The following is a 14,821-nucleotide window of genomic DNA, read 5'->3' as shown; positions in this document are numbered from 1 at the left end:
CTAAAGGTGTTGAATCAGCTTGGCGCGAATCTCCGCCATCGCTTGGGCATCCAACCCCACAAACAGATGTTGCTTGCCCGCAACCAGTGCCGCCACCGGCAACCCATCCCGATACACCAGCCGATTGCTCGCCAGTGCCGGTACTTTCGCCCCTGGAAGCAGGGTGCCGGCGAGGTTCAAGGGATCAACCCCGCACACCGCCACCAGGCTGCCATCGGTGGGCCGACGCCTTGCGTCGCGCAGCAGCGGGATGGCTTCGGGCAAGGCGAATTGTTCCCCGGCCAGCCCGCTGACGAAACGCCCGCCACGAATCTCGCCCCGTGCCTCCAACCGATGAAACGTGCGCAGCAACTCACGCCAGCTCGGCAGCCAATCGGCTTCACGCTCCAGCAAGCGCCAGAACACCACCCCATAACGGCGCAGCAGGGTCATGGCGATGTGTTCCAGGGTGTCGGGTGGCGTGGGCGCGGGCCGGTTGCCGGGTTCTGCCCCTGGCGTTGGCGAACTACGGCGCAGCAAGGCCCAGCGCCCGGCATCGTCCATGCCGCCGACAAACGCCCCGCGCCCGCGCCGGCTACTGCGGGCCTGGCGTTTGCTGGCGGGGGTGATCAAGGCCCGCAGCCCGGCGAAGCTGTCGGCGTTCACCAGCCCGGCGCCGACCAATTCCTGCAAGGCGGTTTCCAGCCCGCTGCGCAGCAGGTGCGCCTCGTGCAGCAGCTCATCGAAAAACAAGGCGCCATGTTCACTCAATGCCTGATGGACTTTCTGTGTCCTGGGCGACAGCTCGCCGACTGGCGTCTGCTCAGCCAGGCTGCTCCAGAGCGCGACCTTGGCGCGCGGCAGCAACACGATCGGCGTGCTGCGCAAAGCGCTTGTGGACAACTTCTGGCGGGCGCTCAGGCGCGTCCAGACGAACTTGCCGCTGCGGCACAGTTCGTCGAGCCAGCTTGGTGAATAGTCCTTGATCCGCGCCGGCAAAAGGTCGCTGTCCCAGGCCGAGGCGGCAGCCGGGTAGCCTTCGAACTGGCTGATGATGGACGGCAGCACGGCGCTGCCCCGGCCCTGGCTGGACGACGACAGATGTTGCCAGTCGAACAGGAACCGCATGAAATCCTGCAGCATCACCGGCTCGATTTCCCGGCGCAGGCGCTTGACCGTGTAGCGGTGGATCCGTGCCAGCAGGTGTCGCTCGCACCATTCCTCCTGGGCGGTGCCCGGCGTGAAGCGACCGCGCAGCACGTACCCTTGTTGTTCGAGCTGGGCCAGGGCCTGGGTCGCTTGTGCCGGCGACAGCCCGAGCGGGTAGGCGATTGCGCTCAACGGCTGCGGGCCAAAGGCACTGAGCCGCGCGCGGAGCACTTCCACCATGGCCTCGTCGCTACCCCACGGTTCATCAAAACCCGGCAGCGGTGTCAGCGGCGGCTGCCATTGGGCTTGTGGATAAATCGCCTGCAGGCACGTCAGCCGCTCCAGCGGTACCCATAGGCCGCGCTCGTCACTGATCTGAATGTGGCTGGCGCGACCGCGCTCGGCCAGGGTCCGCAAACCGTCCAGCCACGACGGTTCGGCGCTGGCCTCGCTGTCGGCGATGCAGGCCAGGCTCATCAGCGCTTCGTGGATTTCATCGACATTGGTCGGCGTCGGCCAGGCCTCTTCCCGCACGGCCTGGATGGCCTCGGCGTCCAGCGCACCGAGGTCGTCGGTGGATTGCGGATCACTCCAGCGCCGGTTGATCACCGCTTGGGTGCGGCGCTCCTCCAGCGGCGCGTCGTCAAGAAAGGTGTAGGGCCGAGCGCTGAGGATTTCTGCCGCCAAAGGCGAGGGTGCAGGCAGGTCGCGGCTGACCAGGCGAATCGTGCCCGCTTCCATGCGCCGCAGCAGGGCCAGCCAGCCTTCGCTGTCCATGGCTTCGTGCAGGCAATCGTCGAGGGTCTGTTCCACCAGCGGGTGGTCGGGGATTTCACGCTCTCCGGCCAGGTTCTCCAGGCAGGCGATCTGGTCCGGGAATACGCTGGCGATCAAATCCTCACTTTTCATGCGCTGGATCTGCGGCGCGACTTTGCGTCCACCGGTGTAGCGCGGCAACGCCAGGGCCACGCCGGCGTTCCAGCGCCAGCGCACGCCGAACAGCGGCGCGTCCAGCACCGCCTGGACCAGGATCTGCTCGGCGCTCTGGCTGTTGAGGTAGCGCCAGACTTCGTCCAGTTCGAAGCTGTGGCTAGTGGACAGCGACAGGACGATAGCGTCCTCGCTGGCAGCGGCCTGCAATTCGAAGTTGAAGGTGCGGCAGAAGCGCTTGCGCAGGGCCAGGCCCCAGGCGCGATTGATGCGACTGCCGAAGGGCGCGTGGATGATCAGTTGCGTGCCGCCGGACTCGTCGAAAAACCGTTCCATCACCAAGGTGTCCTGGGACGGCAGGGCGCCGAAGGCCAGACGCGCCGGGGCCAGGTAATCGACGATCTGTTCGGCGCTGGCGAGGTTCAAGTGCAAGGTGCCGGTCAGCCAGTCGAGGGCCGGTTGCAAGTCTCCCGGCGTGGCGCCGAGCAGTTGATCCAGCTGGGCTTGCAGGCGGGCCACGGCCTGGGACAACTCGGCGCTGCGCCCCGGGGCTTCGCCGAGCCAGAACGGAATGGTCGGCGGTTGGCCCTGGGCGTCCTCGACGCGCACGCGGCCGGTCTCGACGCGGATGATCCGGTAGGAGGTATTGCCCAGTTGGAACACGTCGCCGGCGATGCTCTCGACGGCGAAGTCCTCATTGACGCTGCCGATGTTCAAGCCTTGGGGTTCGAGCAGCACGCTGTAGTCGGCGTTGTCCGGAATAGTGCCGCCGCTGGTCACCGCCGTCAGTTTGCTCCCCCGGCGCCCGCGAAGGGTCCGGGTGACGGCGTCGCGGTGCAGGTAGGCGCTGCGCACGCCTTGTCGGCCATTGAGCCCTTCGGCGAGCATTTGCAGCAGGGCCTGGTAATGATCTTCGTCCAGCTTTGCGTAAGGCGAGGCGCGGCGGAACATCTCCAGCAACGCCTGTTCATGCCATTCCTGGCAACTGACCTCGGCGACGATCTGCTGGGCCAGGACATCCAACGGCGCCTTGGGGATGTGCAGGATGTCCAGCTCGCCACGGCGCACGCAGTCGAGCAAGGCGGCGCATTCGATCAAGTCGTCGCGGGTGGTGGCGAACAGGCGCCCCTTGGGCGTGCCGCCGACCTGATGGCCGGAGCGTCCCACCCTTTGCAGGAACGCCGAGATCGAACGGGGCGAGGCGATCTGGCAGACCAGGTCGACATCGCCAATGTCGATGCCCAGCTCCAGGGACGCGGTGGCGATCAGCACCTGCAATTCGCCGCGCTTGAGGCGTTGCTCGGCGTCGAGGCGAAACTCCTTCGCCAGGCTGCCATGGTGGGCCGCCACCGCCTCCTTGCCCAAACGCTCGCTCAGGTGGCGACTCAGGCGTTCGGCCAGGCGCCGCGTGTTGACGAACACCAGCGTGGTTCGGTGCGCCCGGGCCAGTTCGGCGAGGCGGTTGTAGACCAGTTCCCAGACGTCATTGGCCATCACCGCTGACAGCGGCACCGGCGGCACCTCGATGTTCAGGTCCCGTGGGCGGGCGTGGCCGATGTCGACGATCTCGCAAGTGCGGCCTTCGCCGACGAGGAACCGCGAGACCGCTTCGATGGGCTTTTGCGTGGCAGACAGGCCGATGCGCACCAGCGGTTCGGCGCACAGCGCTTGCAGCCGTTCCAGGCTCAGGGCCAGGTGGCTGCCACGTTTGCTGGCGGCAATCGCATGGATTTCATCAACAATCACCGTGCGCGTGCTGGCAAGCATCTGCCGACCGGAATCGGAGCCGAGCAGCACATAAAGCGATTCGGGCGTGGTAACCAGGATGTGCGGCGCGGTCTTGCGCATCGCCGAGCGTTCTTTTTGCGGTGTGTCGCCGGTGCGTACGGCGGTGGTGATCGGCAGGGGCGGCAACCCCATCTGTTGCAATTGCTCGGTGATGCCGGCCAGGGGATTTTGCAGATTGATCTGGATATCGTTGCTCAAGGCCTTGAGCGGCGAGACATAGACCACCAGGGTCTGGTCCGGCAGGCCGCCTTGTTCCAGGCCGCGGTGCACCAGGTCATCCAGCACCGCGAGAAATGCGGTCAGGGTCTTGCCCGAGCCGGTGGGCGCCGCGACCAGCACCGAACGTCGCTGGCCGATCAACGGCCACGCCCGGGCCTGGGCGGCCGTGACCGCCGGGAAGGTCTGGCTGAACCAGGCGCGAACGGCGGGGTGAAAGCCTGCCATGGCGTGGTCGGCTGCAAGGGGCAGATTCATACGGGCAGTTTAGGCGGGTGGGGTGGGGTGGATGCAAGTGGCGCAACCGCCTGGAAGGACGGCCAACCCGGCGATCTGCACATTACGGATGACGGTTGCGCACTAAACCCGCAAAATGCAACGATTCCGACGACGCCCTCGGGCGTTGTCGACCAAATTCTTGTGCCAACAGACTGGGCCTGCTGACTTTATGCGAATGCGCCTTATGTTACTGGGCGGCGGAAATGCCCTTGGGCAGGCGCTGATTCGCCTCGGTGCAGAAGAAGACATCGGTTTTCTTGCCCCCCGCCCACCTGAAGACGGTTGGGATGCCGCGAGCCTCACGCAGTTGCTCGACGACACCCGGCCGGATGCGCTGATCAACCTGGCGTACTACTTCGACTGGTTCCAGGCTGAAACCGTCAGCGAGCAGCGCCTGGCCAGCCAGGAGCGGGCGGTCGAGCGCCTGGCGGAACTGTGCCAGCATCACAACATTGTCCTGCTGCAACCGTCGAGCTATCGCGTGTTCGATGGCTCTCGGGCCACCGCCTACAGCGAAAAGGACGAGCCCGTGCCGCTGGGCCTGCGTGGCCAGGCGTTGTGGCGCATCGAGCAAAGCGTGCGCGCCACCTGCCCGCAACATGTGCTGTTGCGTTTTGGCTGGCTGCTGGACGACAGCGCCGACGGCATCCTTGGCCGTTTCCTGGCCCGTGCCGAGCAGCCCGAAGAGTTGTTGCTGGCCGACGATCGGCGGGGCAATCCGACGCCGGTGGACGATGCGGCGCGGGTGATCATCTCGGTGCTCAAGCAACTCGATTGCGCGGCGCCGCTGTGGGGCACCTACCATTACGCCGGACATGAGGCGACTACGCCGCTGGCGCTAGGCCAGGCGATTCTCACCGAAGCCCGCGCATTGCACCCGCTGGCCATCGAGTCGCCCACACCCCAGGCCCATGCTGCAAGACCGGACGCCGCGGAAGAACCGCAGCACGCAGTCCTGGCCTGCAAGAAAATTCTGCACACTTTCGGGATCAAGCCCCGCGCCTGGCGCGCAGCACTCCCGGGCTTACTGGATAGGTTTTATCGCCATGGCTGAAGGCCCTGTTTTAATCACCGGCGGCGCGGGTTTCATTGGTTCGCACCTGACCGACGCCTTGCTCGCAAAAGGGCATTCGGTCCGCATTCTCGATGACTTGTCCACCGGCAAGCGCAGCAACCTGCCGCTGGAAAATCCAGCCCTCGAACTGATTGAAGGCGATGTCGCCGATGCCGCGCTCGTCGCCCGTGCCATGGCCGGTTGCAGCGCCGTGGCGCATCTGGCCGCGGTGGCCTCCGTGCAAGCCTCGGTGGATGACCCGGTGCGCACGCACCAAAGCAATTTCATCGGCACCCTGAACGTCTGCGAAGCCATGCGCCAGAGCGGTGTGAAACGGGTGCTGTTCGCCTCCAGCGCAGCGGTATATGGCAACAACGGTGAAGGCCAGGCCATCGGTGAAGACACGCCCAAGGCGCCGCTCACGCCTTACGCGGCGGACAAATTGGCCAGTGAATTCTATTTCGACTTCTATCGTCGCCAGCACGACCTCGAACCGGTGGTGTTCCGCTTCTTCAACATCTACGGCCCGCGCCAGGATCCGTCCTCGCCGTATTCAGGCGTCATCAGCATTTTCAGCGAACGTGCGCAGAAGGGCCTGCCGATCACCGTGTTTGGTGATGGCGAGCAGACTCGGGACTTTGTCTACGTCGAAGACCTGGTGGATGTGTTGGTGCAGGCCATCGAAAAGCCCGAGGTGGAAGTGGGCGCGGTGAATGTCGGCTGGAACCAGGCGACAACCCTCAAGCAGATGCTCCAGGCCCTGGCTGTGGTGGTGGGCGACTTGCCTGCAATCAGCCATGGCCCGGCACGTTCCGGAGACATCCGCCATTCGCGGGCCGACAACGGCCGTTTGTTGGCGCGTTTCCGCGTTCCGAAGCAAACGCCGATGAGCGTTGGGCTGGCACGGTTGTTGGGGCGCTGAGTTCAGCCTCGACATAAAAAGGCGCCTTTCGGGGCGCCTTTTTATGAGTCATGCATCGCTTTTGCGGCAAGTGAAACCTGTGGCAAGGGAGCTTGCTTCCTCGCCACAGGGTGTGTAGTCATCTCACTATCGTGCAGGGGCTTAGAACTTGTAACCCAACCCCACCATATAGACGAACGGATCAACATCGACATCCACCTTGGCGCGGGTACCGGCGGCCACGGCGTTGTTGTCGACATAGGCCGTGGTGTCGATGTCGATGTAGCGGATCTGGCCGTTGATCATGATGTTGTCGGTCAGCATGTAGTCGGCGCCGACTTGCCACGCCATGCCCCAGCTGTTCTTCGCGCGGAAGTTGCTGAAACCGTTGGCGCTGGCTTCACTGCCGACATGCTCGTCATAGATCCAGGTGTAGTTGATGCCCGCGCCGACATAAGGCTGGAAAGCCGATTTGGCGTCGAGCGGGTAGTAGACCACGCTCAGGGTTGGCGGCAGGTGCTTGAGGGTGCCGAGCTTGTTGTTCGCGGCGCCGAGGGCGGTGCCTTTGATTTTTACGTCATGCTCGAACGGCGAGGCCGCCAGCAGCTCGATCCCCCAGTTGTTGGTGAGCATGTAGGCGAAGTTCAGGCCCAGCTGGGTGTCGCTGCTCATGGTCGCCTTGCCGCCCAGGTCGGCGCCGGCCAGTGGGCCACGGTCGACCTTGACGCTGGAACTGTCGGCGTCCGGGTTGACGGTGATGGCGCCAGCGCGAACGATGATGTCGCCAGCTGTGTGAGCCTGGGCGAGTGGGGCGGCGAGTGCGAGCGCGATAAGGGAAGCGCTGAGCAAGGACTTGTTCATAGGGGCTCCAGAGGGCATCGAAAATTGATGTCCCATGGTACGAAGCCGTCTGGTCCGGTCTTTTGACTCAGCTCAATGAGTCAGGGGGTGTTTAATTGACTCAGCTCAATGAAATGATGATGAGCAAACCTTGAGGGGCCCTTCGCGAGCAAGCTATCTAACAGGCAACACCTAATAGCCGGATTCACTCCGGCAGTTCATACACATAAATCTTCTGCGCCTCCATCTGATACCCGGCATCGGCCAGTTCACTGGTGGACGGCTTGACCTGCATCGGCCCTTCGACCCAGTACGGTTGGTACAGCTCGTCGAGCTTGACCCCGAGTTCGCTTTTTACATGCACGATCTGGTTCGACGGCGGTGGCGGCACATGGATGCAGGCGCCGAAATACGGCACCAGCAGGAAATCCGTGGTGCGGCCTTCCTCGCTGACTTCCAGCGGCACGATATAACCGGGCAAGCGAATCTGCTGGCCGTCGAGGGCCTTGACCACCGGGGCGTTGGGCATGTCCTGCTTGGCCGCAGGGGCGGATTCTGCGGCCAGGGCATCGCTCATCTTCGACAGGTCGTGCAGTGGCGTCATGTTCGGCACTTCCGGCGGCGCGTCCGGCGGGATCATTTCCGACCAAGCCAGGTCCCTCGGCTCGGCGGCCCACAGCGGCAGGGCGACCATCATCAGCAGTGCAAGCAGGGCGCGGGGCATCTTCAAGGTCCTCATAGACGGATCGACAGGCCGTCGGCCAACGATTGGCGATAGGCGCGCCAGGCCGGCACGCTGCCCATCAGCAGGGCGGCGACCAGAATGCCAGCCAGCAGCGTCCATTCATATTCGCTTGGCCAGCCCAGCGGCAAATACAAGCCATAGGCGGACTGCACATACCCCTGTGCGGCGGCGATGCCGATGTACAGCAAGGCCAGCCCGGCGGTGACGCCGGCCAGCGCCAGGGCGAAAGCTTCAAGCACCAGCAGGCTTGCGATATGCCACGGCCGCGCGCCCACCGAACGCAGGATCGCCATCTCTCGGCGGCGTTCGTTGAGGCTGGTGAGAATGGCCGTGAGCATGCCGATCAATCCGGTCAACACGACGAACAGCGAAATCACGAACAAGGCTTTCTCCGCCGTGCCCATCAGGCTCCACAGTTCCTGCAGCGCCACCCCCGGCAGGATCGCCAGCAGCGGCTCGCCACGGAACTCGTTGATCTCGCGTTGCAAGGCGAAGGTCGAGATCTTGCTGTTGAGGCCAAGCATGAACGCGGTGATCGCTTTCGGCGTAAGGTCCATGTTGCGCGCCTGGTCAGCGCTGATACGGCCGTTGCCCTGGGCCGGCACACCATTCTTCCAATCGATATGGATGGCTTCCATGCCGCCGAGGCTGATGTGCAACGTGCGGTCCACCGGCGTGCCGGTGCGCTTGAGAATCCCGACCACGGTAAAAGGCTTGTCGTCATGCTTGACCAGGCTGATCGCTGCCACGCCGTGGGCCAGCACCAGCTTTTCCCCCAGCTTGTAATGCAGCGCCTCGGCCACTTCCGCGCCAAGCACCACTTCGAACGGATCGGTGGCGAACGCCCGGCCATCGGCCAATTCCAGATGTTGCTGGCGGCCGTACTGGTAATGCTCGAAATAGGCTTCGGTGGTGCCCATCACCCGATAACCACGATGGGAATCGCCGAGGGACATGGGAATCGCCCATTTCACTTTCGGGTTGTTGGCGAACTGCTCGAAGCTGTCCCAGCGAATGTTGTTGGTCGCGTTGCCGATGCGAAACACCGAGTACAGCAGCAGGTTCACGGAACCGGAGCGGGCGCCGACGATCAGGTCGGTGCCGCTGATGGTACTGGCGAAACTGGCCCGCGCCTCGGTGCGCACCCGTTCCACCGCCAACAGCAGGCAGACCGACAGCGCGATGGCAAACGCGGTAAGGATCGCGGTAAAGCGGCGGTTCGCCAGGCTGGCCATGGCTAGACGGAACAGATACATCTCAGACCTCGAGGTGCGTGGCGGCGCGATTGAGATCGGCCAGCGAGAGGTGGCGGTCGAACAGTGGGGCCAGGCTCTGGTCATGACTGACGAACAACAGGCTCGACCCGGCTTCGCGACATTCGGCGAACAACAGCCGCAAGAAGTTTTCCCGGGCGTCGTAGTCCAGGGCCGAGGTGGGTTCGTCGGCGATCACCAGTTCCGGTTGGCCGATCAAGGCGCGGGCGGCGGCGACCCGTTGTTGCTGGCCGATGGACAATGCATCGGCGCGACGCTCCAACAGGCTTGGATCGGTCAGGCCGAGGTGGGCCAGCAGCGTGGCCGCGGCTTGATCGACACTGCCGTGGCGCTGGATGGCCCGTTGCGCGCGCAGTTTGGAGAAATGGCAGGGCAGTTCGACGTTTTCGCGCACCGAGAGAAACGGCAGCAGGTTGAACTGCTGGAAGATGTAGCCGGTGTGGTCCACGCGAAAACGGTCGCGGCTGCCCGCTCCCAATTCGGTGAGCTCCTGGCCAAGCAGGCGAATGCTGCCGCGATCCGGCGTTTGCACCCCACCTAGAAGCCCCAGCAAGGTGGTCTTGCCGCTGCCGCTCGGCCCCTTGAGGAACAAGGTTTCCCCGGCCTCCAGGCGAAACGCCGGGATATCCAGCAGTGGCGGATGGCCGGGCCAGCTGAAGCCCAGGTCGGCCAATTCGATGAGTGCTTGGGTCATAGCGCCGATTTTTCAGTTAACGGGAATTCCTGTGGGAGCGAGCAGGCCCGCTTCCACATTTGGGTCTTGCGCAGAATCAGAATTTCAGGGCTGGCGCCTTAGCCGTCACTTCCACGCCTTGCTGGCCACTCGGGCTGATCAGTTGTACCTGAATTTTCTGGGTGGCTGGGAAGGTTTTGAACAGAGTCGCCAGATCCAGGTTCTTCAGTGCACCCGGGGCGGCGCAGGTGAGTTGGTAGTGGGCATGGATCTCGCTGTGCTCGCCGTTGTGCTCGTCGCCATCGGCGTCTTCGTCATGGTCGTGATCGTGGTCCGGTTCATCACCAAACAACGGGCTTTCCAGCTCTTGCTGCGCCACGGTGCATTTGGCAGCGGCGGGCAGATTGAACAACGCCAGGGGCTTTTCAAGCTGCGCCCGTACGGCAGCGACCTTGGCCTTGTCGGCATCGCTGGTGGCGGCGTGTTCGAAGCCCACCAGGTTCATCGCCGGGCTTTGCAGCTCCAGTTCCAGGGTCTGGGCGTCCAGTGCCGCGTTCAACCGGGCGACGCCGTGTTCATGGGCGCCCAGGCTGCCGTGCTCGTGATCATGATCGTGGTCATGCTCCGCCGCCGCATGGGCGACAGCCAACGGTAGCAGGGCGAACGGCAAGGCAAGCAGCAAACGACGCATGACGAATCTCCGGAAAGGTTATGTAATCTTATAACGAAAGCGCGGAGAGTTTGACCGTCTGCTTGGCGTCGCGCAAGGCCCATGGGAGCATGGGCAGATGAAATCTTCAGGAGCACGCTGATGTTGCGGATACGCGGGACGGTCGGTGAGTGGCCGGTGGACTTGACGATCGAGATGGATGAAGGCGACTGGGCGCAGCTCGGCGCACAGTTGCAAGTCGCCAAAACAGAGGGGGCGACGACGGCTCCCGCCAAATCGACGAATCAGGACGACGCCCAGTGGCAGATCGCCCGGGAGCTGCTGCGCAAGGCCGGGCAGTTGAGCGGCCCGGACTTGCTGGAACAACTCGAAGGCCTGACCGGTAGCGCCTCGTCAGGCAAGCGCCTGTTGGTGCGCCTGCGCCATAGCGCCGAGGTCAAGGTATTGAGCGGCGGGGATACGCCGCTCTACAGCTGGGTCGGTCAGTAAAGCGCGGCGAACAGCTTGCGACGGTAGGTCGTCACCAGCGGATGGTCGTTGCCCAGCAGTTCGAACACTTGCAGCAGCGTCTTGTGGGGCAGGCCTTCGCTGTAGCTGCGATTGCGGATGAACAGCTTGAGCAGCGCCTCGAGCGCAGGTTCGTACTGCTGGCGCGCCAGTTGCTGGATCGCCAGTTGGTACACCGCCTCATCGTCCTGTGGATCTTTCGCCAGGCGCGCCTTGAGGTCGGCGGCGTCCGGTAGATCCTTGGCCAGGCCGAGGAACTGGATCTGCGCCTTGGCGCCGGCCAGCGCGGCCTTGTGTTCATCGCTTTTCACCGCGTCGAGCACCGTCTGCGCCTCGCCCAGCTCGCCGCGCTCGGTCAGGCAACGCGCATAGAGGATCAGCGCCTTGGCGTTGGTGTTGTCTTCGCCCAGCAGCACCGTGAGCACGGCCTCGGCGTCGGCGAAACGGCCGTCATCGAACAGCGCCTGGGCCTGTTCGAACGGATCGGCGGCGGCGGGAGGCGGCATCTGCACATGGGGTTCGAGCATCGCCCGCACCGCGGATTCCGGCTGGGCCCCGGCAAAACCGTCGACCGGCTGACCATCCTTGAACAGCACCACCGTCGGCAGGCTGCGAATGCCGAAGCGGGCAACGATGTCTTGCTCGATGTCGCAGTTGACCTTGGCCAGCAGCAGTTCACCCCGATAACTCTCGGCGATGCCTTGCAACATTGGCATCAGCGCCTTGCAGGGCGCGCACCACTCGGCCCAGAAGTCCACCAGCACCGGTTTGTGGAAAGAGTTGGCGATCACCGACTGGTCGAAATCGGCCGTGGTGGCGTCGAAGATGTAAGGCGTGTCCTGGGTCATGGGGAGTCTCGTAGAACGCTTGAATGGGGCAACTATACGGCTTGGTGGGGGGTGGCCGAAAGTCAGGGCTTGCGGCGCATGGTAGGCCGCGTTCGCGAGCCGGCGCGTGAGGCTTTTAGCCACGCCGCGCGTGGTACAGGCTTACATGCCGAAACTCCTCCGGCTCGGCCAGGTCCGGCAGGGTCATGGCCTCGAGCATTTCGATGCGCCGATACAGCGGATGCTGGAAATCCCGCACCCGGGAGTCGGCCACCAGCGCTTCACGGCCACGGCTGAGGAATTGATCGAGCAGCGGCAGGTTGGCCCGGTCATAAAGCACATCGGCAACCAGGATCAGATCGAAGCGATCTGCCTCGGCGAAAAAATCCGTCGAATAGCTCAACGTTACGCCATTAAGCAATGCATTCGCCTGGCACGCGGCAATCGCCAGCGGATCCAGATCGCAAGCCACCACTTCCAGCGCCCCTGCCTTGATCGCCGCGATCCCCGCCACGCCGGAGCCGGCGCCGAAGTCCAGCACTCGCTTGCCCTCGACCCACTGTGGCTGTTCGACCAGGTAACGGGCCATCGCCAGGCCGCTGGCCCAGCAAAAACTCCAATAGGGCGGCTCGTGGAGGATGCGTCGGGTTTCCTCCGGGCTGAAGGCGCGGTCCATGTTGTCGCCGTCGATCAGCCACAACTTCAGGTCAGTGCCGGGCAACGGACATGTCACCAGGCGCGCATCACCAAGCAACTCGCCCAACGCATCCTGCAGGTGCTGCGGTGCCTTCATGGGGCTTTGACAAATTGCAGGTCGCCCAGCGCCTGGGTGGTCGGCTGTGCAATGCGTTGTTCCGGCAAGTGCAGGATCAGTTGCCCCGACTGGCTGGCGCGGCCGCGCAGTTCCACACGGGCGCCGACCGGGAACGCTTCGGGGTTGAAGCGCAGGTGGAAGGGCAGGGCACGGTTGTTGCCGATCAGGCTGGAACTGGCGAGCAGTTGCTGCGGACGATCCTTGTCATCGATCACCAACAGCGCCAGCTCGACCTCGGCCCCGGCCGGAACGCCTTGCAACGTGCCGCTCAACTCGCGTTGGTGCGCCGGCAGCGGGCCCAGCTCCGTGGCCTGCCGAGCCTTTTCCTGGGCCTGCTTCGGCGCGGGCGCCGGGGCTGGCGGGGTGGGCTTGGGGGCGTCGCTGCTGCACGCCATCAGCAGGCTGAAAAGACTGAGCAAAACAATGGATCGTAGCGGCATGGGTAGCTCCAGCAAGGTGAATTCCATGGATCTGGCGATAAGCCCGTCTGTATACCGTAAACCCTATGGCTTGTCTTGCCAGTGGGATGCGCTACCATGGCCCTCCCTTTTTTTGTTGCCTGCCACCATGCACTGTCCCTTCTGCGGTGCCAACGACACCAAAGTCATCGATTCGCGACTGGTCGCCGAGGGCGAACAAGTCCGCCGCCGCCGCGAATGCCTGGCCTGCGGCGAGCGCTTCACGACGTTCGAGACCGCTGAACTGGTGTTGCCGCGCCTGATCAAGACCGACGGCAGTCGCCAGCCGTTCGATGAAGAAAAACTGCGCGCCGGCATGCAGCGCGCCCTGGAAAAACGCCCGGTGAGCGTCGAGCGCCTGGAAGCGGCGCTGGTGCACATCAAGCACAAGCTGCGGGCCACCGGTGAACGCGAGGTCAAGTCCCTCGTCGTCGGCGAGCTGGTGATGGCCGAGTTGCAAAAGCTCGATGAAGTGGCCTACATCCGCTTCGCCTCGGTGTACCGGCGCTTTCAGGATCTCAACGAGTTCCGCGAGGAAATCGACCGCCTGGCCCGCGAGCCGGTGAAAGAATGACCGCCTCGGCGCAGCAGGCCATCCTCGACGCCCACTACATGGCTCGCGCCCTGGAGTTGGCGCGGCGCGGTCACTACACCACCCACCCCAATCCCCGGGTCGGTTGCGTGATCGTGCGGGACGGCGAGGTCGTCGGCGAAGGCTGGCACATCCGCGCCGGCGAGCCCCACGCCGAAGTCCATGCCCTGCGCGCCGCCGGCGACAATGCCCGGGGCGCCACGGCCTACGTGACCCTCGAACCGTGCAGCCACCATGGGCGTACGCCGCCGTGCGCCGATGCGTTGGTCAATGCCGGCGTGGCGCGGGTGGTGGCCGCGATGCAGGACCCCAATCCCGAAGTCGCCGGGCGCGGCTTGCAGCGGTTGGCCCAGGCCGGCATCGCCACCGATAGCGGTGTGCTGGAAGGCGAAGCGCGCAAGCTCAACGAAGGTTTTCTCAAGCGCATGGAGCACGGCCTGCCGTTCGTGCGGGTCAAGCTCGCCATGAGCCTCGATGGCCGCACCGCCATGGAAAGCGGCGAGAGCCAATGGATCACTGGCCCCGCCGCACGCGCGGCAGTCCAGCGCCTGCGCGCCCAGGCCAGCGTGGTGCTGACCGGCGCCGATACGGTGCTGGCGGACAATGCCCGGCTGACCGTGCGCGCCGATGAGTTGGGGCTCGATGCCGAGCAGACCGCGTTGGTCATGAGCCGTCCGCCATTGCGGGTGCTGGTGGACGGGCGCCTGCGGGTGCCGCTGGATGCGCCGTTCTTCAAGGCCGGCCCGGCGCTCGTCGCTACTTGCATGGCGGTGGAAGAACAGTACGCCAACGGTCCCGAATGCATGATCGTGGCGGATGAAGACGGTCAGGTCGATCTGCGGCGCCTGTTGGTTGAATTGGCGGCCCGAGGCGTGAACGAAGTGCTGGTGGAGGCAGGCCCGCGCCTGGCGGGAGCCTTTGCCCGGCAAGGCCTGGTGGATGAGTTCCAGATCTTTGTTGCCGGCAAGTTCCTCGGCTCTTCAGCGCGACCGTTGCTGGACTGGCCACTGGCGCACATGAAGGACGCGCCACAGCTGAAAATCATCGACATTCGCGCCGTGGGCGATGACTGGCGAGTCATTGCCGTCCCCGTTGCGCTGGCGAGCGTATAATTTCCGGCTTTCG

At 64.4% G+C, this 14,821-nt stretch carries 14 protein-coding genes; 5 read left to right on the top strand and 9 right to left on the bottom strand.

The features are described 5' to 3' along the window. Positions 1-4,320 (bottom strand): DEAD/DEAH box helicase, encoded by a 4,320-nt coding sequence (locus VQ575_RS23635; protein WP_325918526.1) that lies wholly within the window; start codon positions 4,318-4,320, stop codon positions 1-3. Between the two features lie 190 nt (positions 4,321-4,510). Here VQ575_RS23635 and VQ575_RS23630 point away from each other — a divergent pair, with 190 nt between their 5' ends. Further along, a complete protein-coding gene (locus VQ575_RS23630; RefSeq protein WP_039594474.1) occupies positions 4,511-5,395 on the top strand; it encodes a sugar nucleotide-binding protein in 885 nt (294 codons plus the stop codon). After that, complete coding sequence (locus VQ575_RS23625) at positions 5,388-6,317, top strand: NAD-dependent epimerase/dehydratase family protein (protein WP_039594475.1); 930 nt, start codon at positions 5,388-5,390, stop codon at positions 6,315-6,317. The genes VQ575_RS23630 and VQ575_RS23625 overlap by 8 nt, the downstream gene beginning before the upstream one ends. A gap of 141 nt (positions 6,318-6,458) precedes the next feature. Here the strand turns inward: VQ575_RS23625 and VQ575_RS23620 are convergent, their stop codons facing one another. The 5 genes from VQ575_RS23620 to VQ575_RS23600 form a co-directional block, all read right to left on the bottom strand. Continuing rightward, the gene (locus tag VQ575_RS23620; protein WP_039594278.1) at positions 6,459-7,157 is read right to left on the bottom strand and encodes an OmpW/AlkL family protein; all 699 of its coding nucleotides are present in this window, start codon (positions 7,155-7,157) and stop codon (positions 6,459-6,461) included. A 184-nt stretch (positions 7,158-7,341) separates the two neighbouring features. Then, a complete protein-coding gene (locus tag VQ575_RS23615; RefSeq protein WP_045157070.1) occupies positions 7,342-7,860 on the bottom strand; it encodes a DUF3299 domain-containing protein in 519 nt (172 codons plus the stop codon). An 11-nt stretch (positions 7,861-7,871) separates the two neighbouring features. Beyond that, positions 7,872-9,137: an ABC transporter permease gene (locus VQ575_RS23610; protein ID WP_039594276.1), complete on the bottom strand. Its 1,266-nt coding sequence runs from the start codon at positions 9,135-9,137 to the stop codon at positions 7,872-7,874. Between the two features lies 1 nt (position 9,138). After that, positions 9,139-9,849: an ABC transporter ATP-binding protein gene (locus VQ575_RS23605; protein WP_045157069.1), complete on the bottom strand. Its 711-nt coding sequence runs from the start codon at positions 9,847-9,849 to the stop codon at positions 9,139-9,141. A 76-nt stretch (positions 9,850-9,925) separates the two neighbouring features. After that, positions 9,926-10,519 carry a DUF2796 domain-containing protein gene (locus VQ575_RS23600; protein WP_039594274.1) on the bottom strand — a complete coding sequence of 198 codons (594 nt, stop codon included), beginning with the start codon at positions 10,517-10,519 and terminating at the stop codon, positions 9,926-9,928. A gap of 120 nt (positions 10,520-10,639) precedes the next feature. On the opposite strand from VQ575_RS23600, the gene VQ575_RS23595 reads away from it, so the two are divergent. After that, a complete protein-coding gene (locus VQ575_RS23595; protein WP_039594273.1) occupies positions 10,640-10,987 on the top strand; it encodes a hypothetical protein in 348 nt (115 codons plus the stop codon). Here the strand turns inward: VQ575_RS23595 and trxA are convergent. From trxA to VQ575_RS23580, 3 genes are all read right to left on the bottom strand, one after another. Further along, positions 10,981-11,853, bottom strand: coding sequence for a thioredoxin (gene trxA / locus VQ575_RS23590; RefSeq protein WP_045157067.1), 873 nt, complete (start codon positions 11,851-11,853; stop codon positions 10,981-10,983). The two genes, VQ575_RS23595 and trxA, sit on opposite strands and share 7 nt — an antisense overlap. A 115-nt stretch (positions 11,854-11,968) precedes the next feature. Beyond that, positions 11,969-12,625, bottom strand: a complete 657-nt coding sequence (locus tag VQ575_RS23585; RefSeq protein WP_039594271.1) for a class I SAM-dependent methyltransferase — start codon at positions 12,623-12,625, stop codon at positions 11,969-11,971. Continuing rightward, on the bottom strand, positions 12,622-13,086 hold the full coding sequence (locus tag VQ575_RS23580) for a YbaY family lipoprotein (RefSeq protein ID WP_039594270.1): 465 nt from the start codon (positions 13,084-13,086) through the stop codon (positions 12,622-12,624). The genes VQ575_RS23585 and VQ575_RS23580 overlap by 4 nt, the downstream gene beginning before the upstream one ends. Before the next feature lie 127 nt (positions 13,087-13,213). On the opposite strand from VQ575_RS23580, the gene nrdR reads away from it, so the two are divergent. Continuing rightward, positions 13,214-13,678 carry a transcriptional regulator NrdR gene (gene nrdR / locus VQ575_RS23575; protein ID WP_013694316.1) on the top strand — a complete coding sequence of 155 codons (465 nt, stop codon included), beginning with the start codon at positions 13,214-13,216 and terminating at the stop codon, positions 13,676-13,678. Next, complete coding sequence (gene ribD, locus VQ575_RS23570) at positions 13,675-14,808, top strand: bifunctional diaminohydroxyphosphoribosylaminopyrimidine deaminase/5-amino-6-(5-phosphoribosylamino)uracil reductase RibD (protein ID WP_325918524.1); 1,134 nt, start codon at positions 13,675-13,677, stop codon at positions 14,806-14,808. Before nrdR ends, ribD begins: the two co-directional genes overlap by 4 nt. The last annotated feature ends 13 nt before the right edge of the window (positions 14,809-14,821 follow it).

Origin of the sequence: Pseudomonas frederiksbergensis (genome assembly GCF_035751725.1) — a bacterium.
Lineage (GTDB): Bacteria > Pseudomonadota > Gammaproteobacteria > Pseudomonadales > Pseudomonadaceae > Aquipseudomonas > Aquipseudomonas frederiksbergensis_A.
Note: the sequence above shows the minus strand (reverse complement) of the source record. Positions and strands in the feature narration are given on the sequence as shown.

Excerpts from the sequence above, each read along its gene's own strand:
- VQ575_RS23635 (WP_325918526.1), bottom strand. The coding sequence starts at position 4,320 with ATGAATCTGCCCCTTGCAGCCGACCACGCCATGGCAGGCTTTCACCCC.
- VQ575_RS23630 (WP_039594474.1), top strand. The coding sequence starts at position 4,511 with ATGCGAATGCGCCTTATGTTACTGGGCGGCGGAAATGCCCTTGGGCAG.
- VQ575_RS23625 (WP_039594475.1), top strand. The coding sequence starts at position 5,388 with ATGGCTGAAGGCCCTGTTTTAATCACCGGCGGCGCGGGTTTCATTGGT.
- VQ575_RS23620 (WP_039594278.1), bottom strand. The coding sequence starts at position 7,157 with ATGAACAAGTCCTTGCTCAGCGCTTCCCTTATCGCGCTCGCACTCGCC.
- VQ575_RS23615 (WP_045157070.1), bottom strand. The coding sequence starts at position 7,860 with ATGCCCCGCGCCCTGCTTGCACTGCTGATGATGGTCGCCCTGCCGCTG.
- VQ575_RS23610 (WP_039594276.1), bottom strand. The coding sequence starts at position 9,137 with ATGTATCTGTTCCGTCTAGCCATGGCCAGCCTGGCGAACCGCCGCTTT.
- VQ575_RS23605 (WP_045157069.1), bottom strand. The coding sequence starts at position 9,849 with ATGACCCAAGCACTCATCGAATTGGCCGACCTGGGCTTCAGCTGGCCC.
- VQ575_RS23600 (WP_039594274.1), bottom strand. The coding sequence starts at position 10,519 with ATGCGTCGTTTGCTGCTTGCCTTGCCGTTCGCCCTGCTACCGTTGGCT.
- VQ575_RS23595 (WP_039594273.1), top strand. The coding sequence starts at position 10,640 with ATGTTGCGGATACGCGGGACGGTCGGTGAGTGGCCGGTGGACTTGACG.
- trxA (WP_045157067.1), bottom strand. The coding sequence starts at position 11,853 with ATGACCCAGGACACGCCTTACATCTTCGACGCCACCACGGCCGATTTC.
- VQ575_RS23585 (WP_039594271.1), bottom strand. The coding sequence starts at position 12,625 with ATGAAGGCACCGCAGCACCTGCAGGATGCGTTGGGCGAGTTGCTTGGT.
- VQ575_RS23580 (WP_039594270.1), bottom strand. The coding sequence starts at position 13,086 with ATGCCGCTACGATCCATTGTTTTGCTCAGTCTTTTCAGCCTGCTGATG.
- nrdR (WP_013694316.1), top strand. The coding sequence starts at position 13,214 with ATGCACTGTCCCTTCTGCGGTGCCAACGACACCAAAGTCATCGATTCG.
- ribD (WP_325918524.1), top strand. The coding sequence starts at position 13,675 with ATGACCGCCTCGGCGCAGCAGGCCATCCTCGACGCCCACTACATGGCT.